This window comes from Carnobacterium sp. ISL-102 (genome assembly GCF_018612935.1).
GTDB lineage: Bacteria > Bacillota > Bacilli > Lactobacillales > Carnobacteriaceae > Carnobacterium_B > Carnobacterium_B alterfunditum.
Map to the genome: position 1 here is coordinate 43,241 of NZ_JAGGRF010000002.1, position 19,287 is coordinate 62,527.

14 protein-coding genes are annotated in these 19,287 nt (G+C 34.5%); all 14 read right to left on the reverse strand.

What is annotated here, in order from left to right:
- Positions 1–34: 34 nt before the first annotated feature.
- A complete protein-coding gene (locus J7E16_RS01135; RefSeq protein WP_214887736.1) occupies positions 35–994 on the reverse strand; it encodes a Gfo/Idh/MocA family protein in 960 nt (319 codons plus the stop codon).
- 188 nt (positions 995–1,182) lie between these two features.
- Positions 1,183–1,521 (reverse strand): hypothetical protein, encoded by a 339-nt coding sequence (locus J7E16_RS01140; RefSeq protein WP_214887739.1) that lies wholly within the window; start codon positions 1,519–1,521, stop codon positions 1,183–1,185.
- 602 nt (positions 1,522–2,123) lie between these two features.
- Positions 2,124–2,789: a DUF998 domain-containing protein gene (locus J7E16_RS01145; RefSeq protein ID WP_214887742.1), complete on the reverse strand. Its 666-nt coding sequence runs from the start codon at positions 2,787–2,789 to the stop codon at positions 2,124–2,126.
- A gap of 231 nt (positions 2,790–3,020) precedes the next feature.
- Positions 3,021–3,944: an SDR family NAD(P)-dependent oxidoreductase gene (locus J7E16_RS01150; protein ID WP_214887745.1), complete on the reverse strand. Its 924-nt coding sequence runs from the start codon at positions 3,942–3,944 to the stop codon at positions 3,021–3,023.
- A gap of 17 nt (positions 3,945–3,961) precedes the next feature.
- Positions 3,962–4,342: a DUF4332 domain-containing protein gene (locus tag J7E16_RS01155; RefSeq protein ID WP_214887748.1), complete on the reverse strand. Its 381-nt coding sequence runs from the start codon at positions 4,340–4,342 to the stop codon at positions 3,962–3,964.
- A 479-nt stretch (positions 4,343–4,821) separates the two neighbouring features.
- Positions 4,822–6,759, reverse strand: a complete 1,938-nt coding sequence (gene thrS / locus J7E16_RS01160) for a threonine--tRNA ligase (RefSeq protein WP_214887750.1) — start codon at positions 6,757–6,759, stop codon at positions 4,822–4,824.
- A gap of 385 nt (positions 6,760–7,144) precedes the next feature.
- Positions 7,145–8,074 (reverse strand): primosomal protein DnaI, encoded by a 930-nt coding sequence (gene dnaI, locus J7E16_RS01165; protein ID WP_214887753.1) that lies wholly within the window; start codon positions 8,072–8,074, stop codon positions 7,145–7,147.
- A 2-nt stretch (positions 8,075–8,076) separates the two neighbouring features.
- Positions 8,077–9,525 (reverse strand): replication initiation and membrane attachment family protein, encoded by a 1,449-nt coding sequence (locus J7E16_RS01170; RefSeq protein ID WP_214887754.1) that lies wholly within the window; start codon positions 9,523–9,525, stop codon positions 8,077–8,079.
- Between the two features lie 21 nt (positions 9,526–9,546).
- A complete protein-coding gene (gene nrdR, locus J7E16_RS01175; protein WP_034548050.1) occupies positions 9,547–10,017 on the reverse strand; it encodes a transcriptional regulator NrdR in 471 nt (156 codons plus the stop codon).
- Positions 10,018–10,201: 184 nt separating this feature from the next.
- The gene (gene coaE / locus J7E16_RS01180; protein WP_214887755.1) at positions 10,202–10,798 is read right to left on the reverse strand and encodes a dephospho-CoA kinase; all 597 of its coding nucleotides are present in this window, start codon (positions 10,796–10,798) and stop codon (positions 10,202–10,204) included.
- A 16-nt stretch (positions 10,799–10,814) separates the two neighbouring features.
- The gene (gene mutM, locus J7E16_RS01185) at positions 10,815–11,654 is read right to left on the reverse strand and encodes a DNA-formamidopyrimidine glycosylase (RefSeq protein ID WP_214887756.1); all 840 of its coding nucleotides are present in this window, start codon (positions 11,652–11,654) and stop codon (positions 10,815–10,817) included.
- Between the two features lie 71 nt (positions 11,655–11,725).
- Entirely contained in the window at positions 11,726–14,386 is a 2,661-nt protein-coding gene (gene polA, locus J7E16_RS01190; RefSeq protein ID WP_214887757.1) for a DNA polymerase I, read from the reverse strand.
- Positions 14,387–14,602: 216 nt separating this feature from the next.
- Positions 14,603–15,931: a UDP-N-acetylmuramate--L-alanine ligase gene (gene murC / locus J7E16_RS01195; RefSeq protein ID WP_214887758.1), complete on the reverse strand. Its 1,329-nt coding sequence runs from the start codon at positions 15,929–15,931 to the stop codon at positions 14,603–14,605.
- Positions 15,932–16,342: 411 nt separating this feature from the next.
- Positions 16,343–19,204 carry a DNA translocase FtsK gene (locus tag J7E16_RS01200; protein ID WP_214887761.1) on the reverse strand — a complete coding sequence of 954 codons (2,862 nt, stop codon included), beginning with the start codon at positions 19,202–19,204 and terminating at the stop codon, positions 16,343–16,345.
- Positions 19,205–19,287: the final 83 nt, after the last annotated feature.

Here is a 19,287-nt window from a genome sequence, read left to right on the forward strand (position 1 = left end):
GATTATTTGTTTTTTCTCACTCAAAATCTCTAGCCTATTCTTGAGGGTACACAAGCCCCATCTGTCTACGGCATTCATCCAATAGTGACATTACTTCTACAGTACTTTTGGCAGGAATCATTTCTCCTTCTTTTTTTCCAGCACGAATCTCAGCTGCTACATTGGAAAATTGTGTGCCATATAAAAGTCCCTCCATCTCGAATATTTCTTCTTTCCCATCAGTTCTCAACGTTGCCTGCTTTGCTGAATTAAACTTTGGAACAGAAATAGAGCCCTTTGTTCCTTTTATTTCAAAGAAGTTTCCAGCTTCTTCTATCATGGAAATATGCATTTCAGCCTGAAAGTCTGGATACTTAAATTTGATTTCTTCCGCGTAATCCACCGCGTGCATGTCGCCTTGGCACTGAATGGTTTCTGGCATACCAAAAAGCTCGTAGCAATATCTGATTGCGTAGACACCAAGATCTAAAAGCGCTCCACCAAGCATAGAAAGGGTTGTAAGTCGCAGATTATCAGAATGTTTGAGCAATTGGACCGCGAAGGCACAATCAACTGACTGTATATCTCCGATTACACCAGATTTCACCCACTTTTTTACCTGCAAAGCTGTCTCGTTGTGCCATGTCCACATTGCTTCTGAGACATAGACATCTTTTTCTGCAGCATAATCAAATACTTCCTTTGCCACTTTTTCATTGACAGCAAATGGTTTCTCACAAAGTATCGGTTTCTTGTTCTTAATAGAAAGCTTTGTGTATTCGGCATGCTTATCACCGTTTACATTAACATATACACCCTCTACACCTGAAGCGTTAATCGCTTCTTCTGCGGTATCATAGACAGTTCCACCATATTCTTTTGCAAAGTCTTCAGCCTTCGATTTTGTTCTATTCCAGATAGCCACGATTTGATTATCATCTGTCTTCACCAATTCGTTTGCTGTTGTGTGAGCAATACTTCCACAGCCAATATAAGCCCATCCAAATTTATCCATAAGTATTTTCCTCCGTTTTTCATTTGTCTTTTAATCTACTTTTTAGTGCTTCTTTTCTGTAAATTCAAAAAAAGGGGCAACTTTATTATGTCCATGTGACTAAAAAAAATTTAAGAACCTATACGTTACACAGACCTTTATCGAAGTTAGATTACAATAAAAACGCATAAATTATATTTAATCAATTTTTATAGCTTTCTAGTTTTTCCAGTTCGACGGAGCCATCCTTCCAGTAAAACGCCATATACGATCCCAGCCACAAAACTGATAGGATCTTGAAATTCAGTACTACTATAGAATGCAAAGGAAACTAAAAGGCCTAGCAGAGCTCCACGAAGTAATGCTTTATTTCTAACTGTTTCACCCCATGGAGCGCCCACGACTAGGCCAATAATGACCCGATTATACCAGAGTGAAAACACAAAAACGGGAGTCGCTGAAAAACCAGACCGAACGTATGCTCCTACTACGCAAACAATTCCTAACAAAGCTCCTCCAATAAGAGCTGCTTTCATTCTATTCTTCATCTCTCTACTCCTTCCAAAACGATTACGGCCATGTTTTTTTATTTTAGCATCCAATTCTTCTTAAACTTTTATCTCTGATTTTAGTATAATACTCGTAGCCTTAATCACATAACTGAATTGATTACTTTTTGAAATAAATCTATGACACTGATAGATTTATAAAACTCGTATCATTAAATTATTTAATTCATTTAAAATTTTTTGTTCTATAGTAGTCCATAAATATCCAAGTTTGTTAAAACGTTAGCATCAAAGAGGCGAGCTCATGATGAAAAATAAAAAAAGCCTGCCACTATTAGTTTATTTTATACTTTCATTGTTCTTTATGGAGTTTATCTTGAGATTGAACGTAGTGGGAAATGCTTCTCAGATATTTAAGCTGTCTTTAAATCCAAATTTGTTCTTGCAAATGAAAGAAGCCTTAAGATAACCGCATAAATGTGCTTGTCTTAGACCAATATATTTATTTTTAATCAGACACCGTACCTCCACATCAGAGAGTCTACCATCCTAATGCCTAATACCTTCTAACACTAATTAGGCTAAAATTGAGATTAAATTATGGCTACTGATGAAATATGATGACCTAAAGAAATGTTATCTTATACGTCCTTTCGATATTTAAAGTTTTCTTCGACTCTATCAATGAAAACAAAGCCATACAACCCTAAGACAGCATTAAACACAGCCACACTATAAACGCTAAAACGCTCCGCTATTCCGAAATACGCGTTGGGTACTATGCTTGTGCCGATGGGACCGATAATCATAAACACTAGCGTGACTGCTGCCCATATAGCCAATGACTGATATTTTTTGTGATCCTTGAATCCTCCGATAATAATCAGACTAATTGAAACGATCGATAAAACGACAACACCACCTGTAACAACGTATACATGCATTACATCTTGAAAGGTTCCAGCATAACCACTATGCGTCAATGGAAAAAGAGTGTATCCTATCGCTGATACCCAATTCATCACAGCAAAAAGATATATCCCAATTCGTAATACCTTGTTCCCTTTACCCTGAATGATTATGCAAACCAGTACAGAGCTCAAGCAGGCAAATAAATGGTGAATGGATGTTAACCCATTTGCGACCACAAATGATGGGGCATCCGTTGCAGTTAAATCACTTACTGCTTGGCTTCTCCAATCGTATCCAGGATAATTCATCGCCCCGACTACAGTATGCAAGATATAAAATATGAGGCTTGCTATGCCTGAAAGGCATAACCAGTTAGTCAGCGTTTTCCCTTTCATTTCATCTCCCCTCCCCCTAATACACTAGAATAAGTAGCAATTTAATCCTAAATCATTTTCTGATATATCATATCTGTTTTTTCGAAATTCAGTACTTCATGGACAACCAGATTTGGATTCAACGTAATGGAACTGGAGACAAGTTGTTAGCGATGGAATCAGACCGATTTCCAGATGGTTTACATTTACTTTTTCTCGTTTCGATTTATAAAAGAAGAGTCCTGAGCAATCTTATTCATCGAATTGCTCAAGATTAAAAAGTGATTTAGAAATTTGATTTGTTTTTTCATCTGCACATAATTTGAGACTGATTTCCCATAATTTTTCTTGCAACTCTTGATTCAATATGACCATATCTTCTTTGATTTCTATAAATTCATCATTTTTCAAAGTAATAAATTTTCCGGATTTTTTAAGGCTTTCTTCCTGAGTTTCAGTAAACAGAGGAGCCATCATTTCTCCACATTCTTCTATCGTAATAAACCTTCCAAATAACTTCATCAAAGTTGCCATCATTCTCATAGGCGCAGGGATAATATTTAATTGGTTGCTCCACACAGTTTTAGGGATTTGAAAGCCGATAAATGATATTTTTGTATTATGTTTATTTTTGTATAAATCATGTAATTTCACAAGAAACATTCTTTTGGCAACCATTGCCTGTTGGATACCAGCTTCGTACCCCCAATCATTTTTCATTTGCATATCATCCCAATATATTTTACCTCCTTCTGTGACATTAAAAATGACTCTACCTCCGCTTTGAGACCTTTCCAATAAGCTCAATAAGTTTAAGGTCAACATAAAATGAGATAAATAATTGACTTGAAAATGTGGATCCATACCGTCTTCTGTTTCTACTCTTTTGGCAGCATAGCCTAATCCGGCATTAATAAATATTCCATCCAGAAAAGTATGTTTACTTTGAATCTCATTTATCGCATTGTGGACATCACTTAGTTTTGTAAGGTCACATATAATTAGTGACACTTTTTCATTGAGAGTCGTTTCCTTAAATTCTTGTATTACTTTCTCGCCAAGTTCTCTCGATCTGCACAAAATAATTATTTCATGTGAGTGGTCATCTGTAGCTGCTAATACTTTAGCAACGCCTTTTCCCATTCCATTCGTACCACCGGTTACCATTATTTTCATAGTTCCTTCCTCCTTATTCATGAAACATATGACGCCGCTCTTACTAGCCGTTTGATATTTCTAAGGCCAATTTTCATTTTAAAATAGTTGTTTTCTTTATTCACCTTATCAAGTTTACTAAATAATTCGTCTGCATCAGCCACTGAGACCATTTTTGCATTAGTATATCCGGCAGAAACTAACATCCTGGCAAAATTAGAACTGACCCATTGAATTCTTGTGAAATCAATCAAAGTATGAATAGATTCAATAAACTCCGGTTCAAATCCATAGTCATTGATAATTTCAGTTTTTTTATCAGATGAACTCAATGTCTCAAAGAATATAACAGAATTCTTATAACCGAGAGATTCCAATCTCTCTATATCTTTTTTATTAAGTTCATTATACCCTATCACTTATTCATAGTTCATTGATTAACCCTCTGATTTTCATGTTTTTAATGTCCAAAGAACGATTGATTTTATCCTGCTTTTACCAATCATTTCCGGATCAAATCCTGCTTCTATAAATAGTTGCTTCTTTCTGCACGAAGTGCAAGTGATGTAGATTGTGAACTTGAGAAAAGTAACGTTTCTTCAAGTATCGCCTTATTCTTCTTTATATCCGTATACAAAAATAGACCCTATAGAAAGCACCTTTTTGTAGTGTCCATTCTATAGAGTCCATTTTACTTTTACACAGTATAGCTATGCTTGCCAAAAATTGAGAATCAAGTTGATCACAACAAATATCTCGTAGGCAAAGAAAAAATCGATTGATATTTGCGAAACTAACTAAACAAACCCCAGTTCAAAAATAATTTCAGTACATGCTATCTTCTAAGCTTTATCATAATCTCATAGTTCATTTACTAGCTATTTATCATTAATATCACTTATTTACTGAAGTTTTTAATTTCTGCTGAAACTTTTTCTAAATAATCACTTAATGCAATTGTTTCAGTAGTTTTCTCACCATACTTGCGTACAGCAACTGTGTTGTCTTGAACTTCATTATCTCCAACAACTAATTGATAAGGTATTTTTTGTGTTTGAGAGGCACGGATTTTATAGCCCATTTTTTCATTCCGTCCATCAACTTCCACGCGCATCCCAATACTGTCCATTTGTTTTTTGATCTCATAAGCATAATCAGTATGCATATCTAAATTAACTGGGATTATTGTAGCTTGAACTGGTGCTAACCAAGTAGGAAAAGCCCCCTTGTATTCTTCGATCAAGTAAGCTACGAAGCGCTCCATTGTAGATACGATTCCGCGATGGATAACTACCGGACGGTGAGTATTTTCGCCATCTTCTCCTACATATGTTAGGTCGAACCGTTCTGGAAGCAAAAAGTCTAATTGGATCGTTGAAAGTGTTTCTTCAATCCCGATAGCTGTTTTTACTAACACATCTAGTTTTGGACCATAAAAGGCTGCTTCTCCTTCTGCTTCAAAGTAATCTAATTCCATATCATCCATTGCTGTCTTAAGCATCATTTGAGCTTTTTCCCACATATCATCATCATCAAAATATTTTTCTGTATTTTTAGGATCTCGGTAGCTTAAACGGAAACGATAATCGGTAATATTAAAGTCTCCATATACAGCTAACATCAATTCCAATGTTCGTTTGAATTCTTCTTCAATTTGATCAGGGCGTACAAATGTATGACCATCATTCAGAGTCATTTCACGCACTCGTTGTAATCCAGATAAGGCCCCACTCTTTTCATAACGGTGCATTTGGCCTAATTCAGCAATTCGAATCGGCAATTCACGATAGCTGTGCACATCATTTTTGTAAACTAGCATATGATGAGGACAGTTCATCGGACGCAAGACAAGCATTTCGCCGTCTCCCATATCCATAGGTGGAAACATATCATCATGATAGTGATCCCAGTGACCGGATGTTTTGTATAAGTTTACATCCGCCATGATCGGTGTATAAACATGTTGATAACCTAAACTGATCTCACGGTCGGTAATGTAACGTTCGATCGTGCGACGGATCGTAGCGCCTTTTGGTAACCAAAAAGGCAACCCCGAACCAGCTTCTGGAGAAAGCATAAATAAATCTAGTTCTTTACCTAATTTACGGTGATCACGTAATTTAGCTTCTTCACGCATTTGGATAAACTCTTTTAAATCTTTTTTATCGAAAAAGGCTGTTCCATAAACCCGTTGCATCATTTTGTTATCCGAATTACCTCTCCAATAAGCACCAGCAAGAGACAATAATTTAAATACTTGAATGCGGCCTGTTGAAGGAACATGAACTCCACGACATAGATCTACAAAATCTCCTTGATCATAAACCGTGATTTTTTCTGATTCTGGAAGGTCTGTAATTAATTCGACTTTGTAAGGATCATCTTTGAATATTTCTAAGGCTTCTTCTCTAGAAACTTCTTTGCGGACAATTGGGTTATTCTCTTTTACAATTGACATCATCTCAGCTTCGATTTTTGGAATATCCTCTTCAGTAATCGGAGTTTCAGAGTCTGTGTCATAGTAAAATCCAGTTGAAATTCCAGGACCTACTCCAAATTTTATATCTGGGTACAAACGACGTAAGGCATTTGCCATTAAATGAGCCGTTGAATGACGTATGATCTGTAATGCATCTTCATGATCTGGTGTAATGATTTCAATCTCACCATCTACTTCTAGCGGGCGTACTAAATCAACTAATTCCCCATTAAACTTACCAGCTAGTGCTTTTTTAGCTAATCCTTTGCTGATACTTTCAGCAATATCTTTTGTAGATGAACCAGTAGGAAAGACTTTTACCGCTCCATCTGGAAATGTGATTTTAATTTCTGACATAGTGTATTCCTCCATGATCTAATTTTAAAATACTATCTTTATTCAGCTAAAAAACAAAAAAAGTCCCATCTATAGTATATTAAATACTATAAACGGGACGTTCATTACGTGGTTCCACCCAGATTCAGAATTTAGCAAATACACTAAATTCACTCTAAGCTGTTAACGCTAGCTAAACGACCAACTGCTAATACGAAAAAAGTTCACAGCGGCACTCGAAAGGGGTCAAAACAAGAACGAAATTAGAAAACTCTCAGCAAATGTTTTCTTCTCTAAAAAATCGCAACCAAGTTTAGATGTCTTTCTCAATGATTTCTTTTATACCTATCATTAAAGCACTTTTTAATTTTAATTTCAAGGGGATAATGTTTATTTGTTCATTTCTCTATTGAAGATGGCGTCGATTAGAACCCGTCATTTTAACTTCTTTAGCTAAATAACGAACCCGTTCCATAATCCTCTTGGCTTTTAATGGCTCATCTTCGCCTCTTTGAGTTACTCTTAAATGTTCTTCTTCAAGTTGCTTCATATCAAAATTAGAAGAGAAAAAAGTAGGTAATTGTTCTTGCATTCGGTACTGTAAAATTACTCCTAATACATCATCACGTATCCAACTAGACATTGAATCAGCACCAATATCGTCAAGCATTAGTATAGGCGCTTTTTTAACAAACTCTAATTTTTCGCCTGTGTTATTCTTACCGATAGACTGTTTCATTTCTACTGCAAACGATGGGAAATGCATCAAGGTAGTAGAAAAACCTTTTTCTGCCAGTTCGTGTGCTAGTGCTCCTAACAAATAGGTTTTGCCAACACCAAACGATCCTTGTAAATACAACCCTTTATAAAATTCTTTTGGATTAGTCAAATAGTCATGAATGAAATTATATACTTCTGAAACAGCTAGTCTTCGTTCATCAGTCATCTCAAAATCAGCTAATTTTGCATTACGAACATCTTTAGGCATATCCATAGAATAAATCCGATTTTTAATTTCTAATTCTTTTTGTTTAGCTATCAATTCAGCAGAAGGCACATAAGTTACATCAATGTAATGGTAGTTCAAAACTAATTTAGGATGGTAGCCTGGTGCCATCATTCCTTTTTTTAAATGAAATTTCTTTTTTTCTTGCACATATTCATACAACTTAGCATAACTTTTGACAATTGCTTCATTACTAAGTTTTTGACGATTTTCTTCAATAAATTCAGCTACATCTGGATCATCTAATACTTCTTGGATCAATTCCTCGTATTTATGATTTAAGTTTCGTTCCTTGATCATTCGTGTCAGACTCTCACCGATATCTTCCATTACTATTCACCTTCTTTGCCAAAATTTTGTATTCGTTTCAAACGTTCCATAAAGGACTGTTTCTCTTCTTCACTCATTGGCGTTTCTTCTGTTTGGCTATTTTCTGCTTTAGCCCAATCAGGAAGTGTTTCTTTCCTTATAGTCGTTTGCTTGCCATAACTACCTTTATTTCTATTTTGTGCGTAAGTTTTACTACGATTTTCTTGTTGTTGTCTTTTCTCAGAATTTTCTAAATACATTTTTTTCACTTTATGAATTGCTTCTTCAGGTGCGACTACTTTTTCTTGCGCCCAGTCATTTGCAATTTTATAAGCTAACTTTTGATCAAGTGTTGGGTTGTTTCTCACAACTAAAATATAATGAATCAGGATATTGATAACTGAGGTCGGTAAATTAGCTTTCTTAACGATTTCTTCCAAAGTCCACTCTTCATGTTTTGTGACAAAACCACCTTTTTGATCTTTTATAGAGTTCATAAAATCAACCGGACTTATTTGCTCACTCACTTCAATAACTGCAATATCCTCTTTTGTTAAACCTCTTTGGGTCAGTTCATTCTCACGCATTTGTTGTTGGTTAGAATCAACTTGTATATCTTTTTCTACCACATCTTTTAAAGAAATATTTTGTTGGTTTTTATTATGATAATCATCATATGCTAGCTTCTTCATTTTTTTTTCATCAATTTGACCTGTTTCAATATCTGAAGCATTCAGCACAAATTGTTGCAACGCTAATTCATCTAATCCGTATAATGTATGCAACACCAGTACCGCTTCTTCTATTTCTTTAGTGATAGAAGAGCGATTAATATATTGCTGATTCAATCCTGCATAAAAAAACTTCAAATCAAATGTTTTCGAATCGATTTTAGGATTTGAAGAACTTGTTTTACCGATATATGAAACAGGTTCTTTTAGCAGTTCTTTTTCTCGTTTTAATAATTCAGTATCAAATTGAAAAACATCTAAAAAAGACTTCGTGACTTCTTGAAACTTCTTTTTATCTATACTTTCAATAATAAATCGATTTCTTAATTTTTTAAACTTTCGTTCTCCTACTCTTTCTAATAATAATAAGCTCAATAAGTCATCTTTAAAAAAGACATCGCTTGTTTGAGGAGCTTGCAATTCATATATTATTAGTTTGGTCGGATCTGTTTGAAGATACGTTTTAAGTAATCCAATTGCTTCCAACTTGATTCTAGCTTGGTATAGCTCAGGAATACCGATATTGAGCAATGCTAATAGCTCAGAATGTAAGACACCTTCACTCCAGTAGGCTTCTTCTTCTATCTCAGTCCACAATGTCATATAAAGACTGTATGCTGCAGTCCCTATTAGAGGTTGATACAAAAAAGTTAGAATTTTTTGATCGATATCCGAAAGTAAAGCTTGTTGTTTTACTAAAAAACCATCTTTAGGACTTAAGTTTTTCCATGGATACCCCAAAATGACTCATACCTTTCTATCTCAATTAATTTTTCCAGCTTTTTTTCTTTCAAATTCTTGTAATTCTTTCAAAAAGACACTCATATCTTTAAACTGGCGATAAACACTAGCAAAACGGATATAAGCTACTTCATCAATATCAGCTAATTTCTCCATAATGTACTCCCCAATAATAGCAGAGGAAATTTCATTTTCACCTAATCCTCTGATTTGGTTTTCTACTTCATCTACTATTTTTTCAACTTGTTCCATTGCTACTGGACGTTTTTCACAAGAGCGTATTAGACCTCTTAAAATTTTTTCTCGATTAAATTCTTCTCTAGTGCCATTTTTTTTAATGACTAAAAGAGGTGTTTTTTCTACTCTTTCAAATGTAGTAAAACGAAACTTGCAAGCTTCGCATTCTCTTCTTCTACGAATAGCACGACCATCATCTGCTGGACGACTATCGACAACTTTAGAATTATTATTTTGACAGCGTGGACATTGCATGTTTATCATCCCTATCTTAAGTGTCATTCGTATCTACACTAATTTCGCACGAAAATGTTTACTCTATTATACCATACAACAACCAGAGATAAAACCGCTTAAAAACGAAGTAATCCTTTGACTGTAAGGCAAAAAGAACAATCCATAAATGATTGTTCTTTTCGCCTTACTATTTATGCTCTTATCAGTCTTTATTTTTGTTTATCCAGTCTAGAACTTGTTTTTTTGTATTTTCGATCGTCCCGCTATTATCAATTATAATATCTCCAAGAATGACTTTTTTTGAAATAGGCAACTGGGAATTGATCCTTTGAGTTGCTTCTTTTTTTTCAATATTGTCTCTCTTCATTAATCGATTTAATTGGATCTCCTCTGATGTAGCTACCACCATAATTTGATCCACTTCATTTTCATAACCCATTTCAAATAAAAGGGGAATATCCAGAACAATGATTGCTGGGTCTTGCTTCAGATAGTCATTCTTTTTAGTTACGATCCATTGATGAATATGTTGTGACAACATTTTATTCAGTAACTCTCTCTTTTTCACATCATCAAATATGATTTTAGCCAAAGCAGTACGATCTAATGTACCATCTGCCAGAATAACCTTATTTCCAAATTCTTTTTTTATTTTTTCTAAACCATCTGTTCCTGGTTTCACTACTTCTCTTGCTCCAATATCTGCATCTACTACCGGATAGCCTTGCTCTTTGAATATCTTGCTTACAGTTGATTTTCCTGTAGAAATCCCCCCTGTTAATCCTAAAATCACAGTCATCTTATCTCCCCTTTTTTTACCGATCAGCTTCCAATCGTTGACATTTAGAACAAAAATGAGTCCCTCTTTGTGCAACTTTTATTTTTTCTATTGGCGTACCACAATGAATACAGGGGATTCCTTTTTTACCATAGACCGATAAATTCACTTGAAATGTTCCCGCTTCCCCTAACGCATTTTGGTAGCTGCGAATAGTCGTTCCGCCCGCTTCAACTGCATCACCAAGTACTTTTATGATTGCTTTGTGTAACTGAGAAACTTCATCTTTTTTCAAGCTGTTAGCAATCCTTAATGGATGTATTTTGGCTAGAAAAAGTGCTTCATCTACATAAATATTTCCTAAACCAGCTACAGTCTTTTGATCCAACAAAAGCGGTTTGATTGCTCTTTTTTTAGTTTGCAGACTATTGTAAAAAGTTGTTTCATCAAATGCTTCTTCAGTAGGTTCTGGGCCTAGCAATTTTATGCCCGTCATACTGAATTCTTTTCCCAAGGGTACTAGGGTCATTCGTCCAAACTTTCGTACATCCAAATACCTTAAATCTCTCCCATCAGCTAAGTGGAAAACCACGTGCGTGTGCTTTTTAAGTGGCTTTGATGAGTCTTCTACCTCATATTTACCTTCCATACGCAGGTGTGAAACCATCGCCCACTGCCTAAAATGAAAGATAATATATTTACCACGTCGATCAAAGCCAATAATTTTTTCACCTGTTAGAAGCTGCTTAAATTCACTACTTGCGATAGAACCAGAAATAATCCGATCCCAGTATACATCAACGGATTTTATGCTTGCCCCTGACACAAGTTTTTCTAAACCTTTTCTAACCGTTTCAACTTCTGGCAATTCTGGCAAATTTCTACTTCCTCTCTACATATAGAAAAGTGTTTCTGCTGCGAACGAACACAGCGGAAACACTTCAGTTATTATTTGGCTTCATACCAACTTTTCCCACTATTGCTATCAACTTTTAACGGAACAGATAATTCTACTGCCCCTTCCATAACTTCGATAACTAATGCCTCTAATTGTTCTATTTCATCTTCGGGCACTTCAAAAATAAGTTCATCATGAACTTGCAACAACATGGTTGCTTTCATATTTAATTCTTTTAATTTTTTATCCATTTTGATCATAGCGATTTTCAAAATGTCTGCTGCACTACCTTGGATAGGTGTATTGATAGCTATTCTTTCAGCGAATGAGCGTAAATTGAAATTTCGAGAGTTTATTTCTGGTAAATAACGACGGCGTTGGAAAAGCGTTTCAACAAACCCTTTATCTTTTGCCTCTCTCACAATATCTTCCATGTACGTTTTTACGCCTGGATACTTTTCAAAATACGTATCAATAAACTGTTGTGCTTCTTTTCGACTGATACCTAAGTTTTGTGATAAGCCATAATCGCTTATGCCGTAGACAATTCCGAAGTTAACTGCTTTAGCTCTGCGTCGCATTTCAGGGGAAACTTCTTCTGGAGAAGCAATACCAAAAACACGCATAGCCGTACTTGAGTGGATATCTTGGCCCTCAATAAAAGCTTCTTTTAATAGTGTATCATTTGAAACATGTCCCAATACACGCAATTCGATTTGTGAGTAATCGGATGCAAAGATTTTCCAACCCTCGTGACTAGGAATGAAAGCTTGCCTGATTTTTCTGCCTTCTTCTAATCGAATCGGGATATTTTGTAAGTTAGGGTCAACCGAACTTAAACGACCAGTTTGTGCGACCGTCTGCATATAGCGTGTGTGAATTTTACCCGTTTCTTTATCGATCACTTTCAGTAATCCTTCTATATAGGTTGATTGGATTTTAGCAATTTGTCGATAATCTAAAATGTGCTCTACAATAGGTGCTTGTTCTCTTAATTGCTCTAAAACATCAACTGCAGTTGAATAACCTGTTTTGGTTTTTTTGATGACAGGATATCCCATCTTTTCAAATAAAATAACACCTAGTTGTTTTGGTGAATTTAGATTGAATTTTTCACCAGCTAATTCATAAACTCGCTGTTCAATATCATTTAGTCGAATAGCAAATTCTTCTTTCATTTCCATTAGGCGTTTGTCATTTACTTTTACTCCAGTAAGTTCCATATCAGCTAAAATAAATGATAAAGGCAATTCCATTTCATTAAACAACTTAGTTTGCTCATTTTCTTCTAAGTTATCACTCAATTGTTTGCTTAAAACGCGGATTGCTTTTATCTTTCTTGCTATATGATCGTATGTTACTGATTTTTCTTCCGGAATAGCAAGCTTTGCACCTTTTCCATAGACACTTTCATCAGAAGAGACTTCATAATAATCATGTTCTATAGCAACTTCAGATAAGTCTTTACTATTATCTTTTGTATTCAACAAATAAGAAGCTAATAAGATATCAAAATTAATAGATTTGATGTCAATCTTTTGTCTCTTTAAAGCTACGTAAGTTCTTTTAGCATCAAATACTTGTTTTTTAGCTTCTTTTTTACTTGCCCAACTTTTAAAATCTTCTGACGCAAAAACAACTTCAGGTTCTGCAATATATATTTGTTTATCATTGCCCCATCCTATGCAAAAAATTGGAGACGTATGATAGTTATCTTCTAACATTTCAACGTAAAGAGCCATATCATTATTAAACATATCTGCTGTAATTTCGCTCACTATTTTATATGAAATTTCTTCTTTTTGGTTATTTTGTTCAGCGTCATATTCAGAAGTATCTAATTTACTTAGATGAGAATTAAAATCCATTTCTCGATAAAAAGCTATCAGTTTTTCCATATTTGATCCGGAAAAAATTAAATCATCAATTTTAATTTCTAGTGGAGAGTCTGTATCGATAGTTGCTAATTTTTTACTTAACAATGCTATTTCTTTTTCATTTATAAGATTTTCTTTCATCTTACTTTTCTTTAATGAATCAATATTTTCATAGATTCCTTCGACTGAACCGTATTCTTTCAACAGTTTAAGGGCCGTCTTTTCACCAATTTTAGTTACTCCTGGTATATTATCCGAAGCATCCCCAGCTAAGCCTTTCATATCAATGATTTGTAGTGGGCTAATGCCCATCTCTTCTTGGATGGTTTCAATTGTGTGCCCTTTTAATTCGCTGACCCCTTTTACCGTGATATCAACACGCACATTTTCTTTTGCCAATTGTGTTAAATCTCGGTCCCCAGAAATAACCACTACATCATAAATAGTTGGATCAACTTGTGTTGCCAAAGTTCCAATAATATCATCTGCTTCAAAATTTTTCAATTCATAATGTTTGATACCAAATCCGTCCAACAAATCTCTCAAATAAGGCATTTGTTCTGAAAATTCTCCTGGTGTTTTTGAACGTCCAGCTTTATAATCTTCAAAATAACTATGACGAAATGTCGTATTTCCAGCATCAAAAGCGACCAATATATGAGTTGGTTTTTCTTTTGTTAAAACATTGTCAATCATATTATGAAATCCATATAATGCGTTAGTGTGTAATCCATTTTTATTTTTCATTCTCTCTAATTGAGAGTGCAACGCGAAGAAGGCTCTATATGCCACACTATTCCCATCGATTAGAACTAATTTTTTTTTCTCATTCATAAGAAATCTCCTTTTGGTCACTACTTTTAGTTATTACTATTATTGCCAACTATTTTAGTCTGTTCTTTTTTTAAAATCTATTTTCTGATCTTACTTAGCGTTATTATTTTAACAAAAAAACAGGCAGATAGCCAACACGCTTGAAATCATCTTCAGCCAAAAAAAACAGAAAAATATTGTTTAAACAATATTTTCCTGCTCTCATTTTTTATTTCATTAATTTGTTAATGATGAATGGCTTAACAATGTTTCATAGGCCAATTCAAATTTTTGAACATCTCCAGCACCCATAAAAATAGCTACTGCATCATGGTGTTCCAATAATGGTGACATATTTTCTTCACTTAATATGACCGCTCCATTATCGATTTTATCAACCATATCTTGAATTGTAATATCTCCTTGATTTTCGCGTGCTGATCCAAAAATATCACATAAATAAATCGAGTCGGCCAAATTCAGTGACTCCGCAAATTCACTCAGCAATGCCACTGTCCTAGTGAATGTGTGTGGTTGGAAAATAGCGATAATTTCTTTATCTGGATATTTTTGACGAGCTGCATCAATTGTTGCTCGAATTTCAGATGGATGATGTGCATAATCATCAATGATCACCATATCCAACATTTGTTTTTCAGTAAATCTGCGCTTAACGCCTTTAAATGTCTTTAAATTTTCTATTACACCCTCTTTATCAATATTTTCATATTGACAAATAGCTATCACACTAAGTGCGTTTAATATATTGTGTTTACCAAATATAGGGATATCAAAATGTCCGTAGAACTCATCTCGTACATAAACATCAAAAGTAGAGCCCGTTGTTGAACGAGTCATATTTTTGGCTTGAAAATCATTATGATCTCCAAAACCATAGTATAGAATTGGCACATTAGCTTGAAGTTTTTCAAGTTGTTCATCGTCTCCACAAGCTACTATAGCTTTCTTCACTTGATTAGCCATTGATTGGAAAGCATCAAAGACATCATCGATACTGCTATAGTAGTCAGGATGATCAAAATCAATATTTGTCATAATAGCATAATCTGGTTGATAGGCTAAAAAATGACGACGGTATTCACAGGCTTCTAATATAAAGAAATCTGCATCAGGTACACCATGACCTGTTCCATCTCCTATTAAATAACTTGTGTTTTTAAGTGAACTTAACACATGCGCCAATAAGCCTGTAGTACTTGTTTTACCGTGTGAACCAGTAACAGCAACACTATTGAATTGACCAATAAACTGTCCAAGAAAATCATGGTAACGTATAACAGTTAAACCTATTTCATTTGCCTCAACAATTTCTTCATGGTCGTCTGAAAAGGCATTTCCAGAAATAACGGTTAAGCCTGGCTTGATATTTTCTTTACTAAAATTTAAAATTGGAATTTCAGCTTCTTCTATATTTTTTTGAGTGAAGAAATATTTTTCTATATCAGAACCTTGAACTTTGAATCCTTTATCGTGCAAAATCAAAGCAAGAGCACTCATACCTGAACCTTTAATACCAACGAAATGATAAATTGTTTCTTTATTCATTACTTTATTTCCTCCATATTCGTAAATTCAACTTTTTCTTTCTGACTGCTACCATTTAAGAGCATTTTTTTTGTGTAACGCCCCAGTTTGTTCTTTTAAGTTTGCGTAAAAAGATGCAATAAAATAAATTTCCATCTTGTTTCATAAATTGATGGCTAAGCTGAACCACTTGTTATTAGTCAAAAAAGACAAAATTACAACGAATTTAGTATACCATGAAATAATTTAATAGCACACTTTAAACCTTTAATTCCTCTCACTCTTAATAGAATGAAATATTGTGAACGGATTCAATTAAATAATTGACATATCTTTTTAATATAATTTTTATAACTGAAATTTAGTACACTTATATTTAAAAATGACAAATAAAGGAGAAAAAATTAATTTTCTCACCTTTACTTAACTTATTTATAGAAATTTTTCTTCATAATCTACCTTAGTCAAAAATACTTCTCGCGGTTTTGATCCTTTATGTCCTGATATAAGATTCTGGCTTTCTAACGACTCAATCAAATTAGCTGCTCGATTGAATCCTATTTTAAATTTACGCTGAAGTGCTGAAGCCGATACCTGCCCTTCTGAAACAATATATGGCAGTACATCTTCAAACAAATCATCTTTACCTTCTACTGATTCTAATTTTGCCATCAGAGATTCTGGTTCAAAAAGATACCTTGCGGGCCGTTGATCTTTTACATGTTTGACGATTCGTTCTATTTCTTTTTCAACATACGTACCTTGCACACGTATTGGACGCCCTGAACCATTTTCTTGGAACAACATATCTCCTCTACCAAGTAGTTTTTCAGCTCCACCAGTATCTAGAATGGTGCGTGAATCTACTTGGCTAGATACCATAAAGGCTACTCTAGTTGGAATATTATTTTTTATTGTACCCGTAATGACATCCACGCTTGGACGTTGTGTGGCTACAATTAAATGAATACCTGCTGCTCTAGCCTTTTGCGTAATTCGTGCAATAGAATCTTGCACATCGTTACTAGCAACCATCATTAAATCGGCTAACTCATCGATGACAATCACTATATAAGGCATTTTCAAACCAAATTCTTTATGTTCTTTCGCTTTTTCATTAAATCGTTGAATATTTCGAACACCGGCTGCAGCTAATTTTTGGTAACGCTCTTCCATTTCATTTACTGCCCATTTTAAAGCTTCACTTGCTGCTTTAGGTTCAGAAATAACCGGTGAAAGTAAATGAGGAATTTCATTATAAGGAGCCAACTCAACTGCTTTTGGATCAATTAAAATTAATCTCACTTCACTTGGCGTAGCTTTATACAGTAAGCTTATTAAAATTGAATTTATAAAGACACTTTTACCTGAACCAGTTGCACCAGCAATCAGTCCATGAGGCATCTTATCAATAGTAGAAACTACCGCATTTCCTGCAATATTAACCCCGATGGCTACCGTTAAAGGAGAATCACTTTCTTTAAACTCTTTACTTTCCATAACTTCTGATAGCATGACCGGTCTAGATTTTTTATTTGGAATTTCAATGCCTACTGAACTTTTTCCTAAAATTGGAGCTTCAATACGAATATCTTTTGCAGCTAATGCAAGTTTCAAGTCGTCCGATAGGTTTGTTATTTTATTAACTTTTACACCACGACCTAATTGAAGTTCGAATTGAGTAACTGCTGGTCCAATCGTCCAACCGATAACTTGAGCATGAATATTGAATGCATCTAATGTTTCATTCAATATTTCTGCTTGACCTAACACCCAGTCATCAATTGCATTCGGTTCGAGTTTCACAGGGCGAAGTAAAAGATCTACTGATGGAAACATATAATTCTCATCATATATTTCTTCACTCATCTCTATTGATTCATTGCTACTTCCCACTATATCTTCTATCTCTTTCTCGGCTGCTATTACTTCTACACTAGCACTAGTAATATGATTTTCTTCTTTAACTATTCCGATAAGAGTTTCAGCCATATCATTTGTATCCATTTGTACTTCTGGTTGTACTTCTGGTTGTACTTCTGGTTGTACTTCTGGTTGTACTTCTGGTTGTACTTCTGGTTGTACTTCAATTGACTGCTCTAGTTTTTCTGATTGTTCTATATCATCGCTCGGAAATGTCTGCTTATCTAGATAATTCATTCGACTTAAAGCAGCCATTAGTTCCATGTTTTCAATTTCTTCAGAATTCTCAGGCCTAATTTTATTAGAAATCCGAGTTGGACTAATAGGTTGTCTGACTTTTTTTGGTATAGCGGTTCCTTCACCAAAATATCTTGCAATATTTTTCCCACGGTTAAGGCGAATGTTTTGCTCGTCCTCAATCATACCTGCTAATGAACGAGATAATCCACGCTTTTTCTTAGCAGGACGTAAAGTTTTAGTTGGAACTATTAATTTAGACTTATTGACAGTATCTTCTTCATTTCCTGAAATTTCATCCATTTTTTTAATTTCTTTCGGTTCTGATTCTTGTAACGCTTCTGCTACTTGGATAACTTCCGATTCTTCTACTTCTTCTGTTTCTTGGATAACTTCCATTTCTTCTTCTTGCATGACTTCCAATTCTTCTGCTTCTTCTGTTTCTTGGATGACTTCCATTTCTTCTTCTTGTATAACTTCAAATTCTTCTACTTTTTCTGTTTCTTGCATGACTTCAAATTCTTTTACTTCTGCTACTTCTTGGATGACTTCTATTTCTTGTACCGCTTCTTCTTTTTGATCAAAAAACAAATATTTTTTATCTAATAGATATTCTTCAAATAATAACCGATCTTCCGGCTCTTTTTCTAACTCTGTAAGAATTTCCAAATAATCCGTTTCTTCATCCTTTTCAGTTGATCTTTCTTGAAAACCATAATAAGGAGAAGGAACCTTTTGAACTTTAAAAGGAGTCGAACTTCTTCCTTCTTGAAAAGGTGTAGCCACATGTTTTAAAGATTCTTTTGAATAAGTCGTTTGCTTAATTCTTTTTTCAAATTGCTTTTTTTGTTTTTTCAGTTCATTCTGTTTCTTTTGTTCCTCTCTGCTAATGGTGGAGAGGTAATTTCTAACGGACGTGTTGTCTTTTTGAAAAGTTATAAAATCAACTTCCGAACTTTTTTTATTCTTTTCTATTAATTGTTTAGTTGACTGAATGTCATTATTTTTTAAATGGGAAGTTTTAAAAGACTCTTCCTCACTTTTTACTTTCTTTACGTCACGATAGAAAGGAAATTTGAATTTTTTTTGACTATCTTTATTATTTTGATAACTAGGTCCATCATATTTAGGCATGATGACCCTCCTTTCCTACCTCAATCCAAATCTTAGTTTACCATAAAAAATAAAGTGATTATAGGTGCATTCTTTAAGAAACA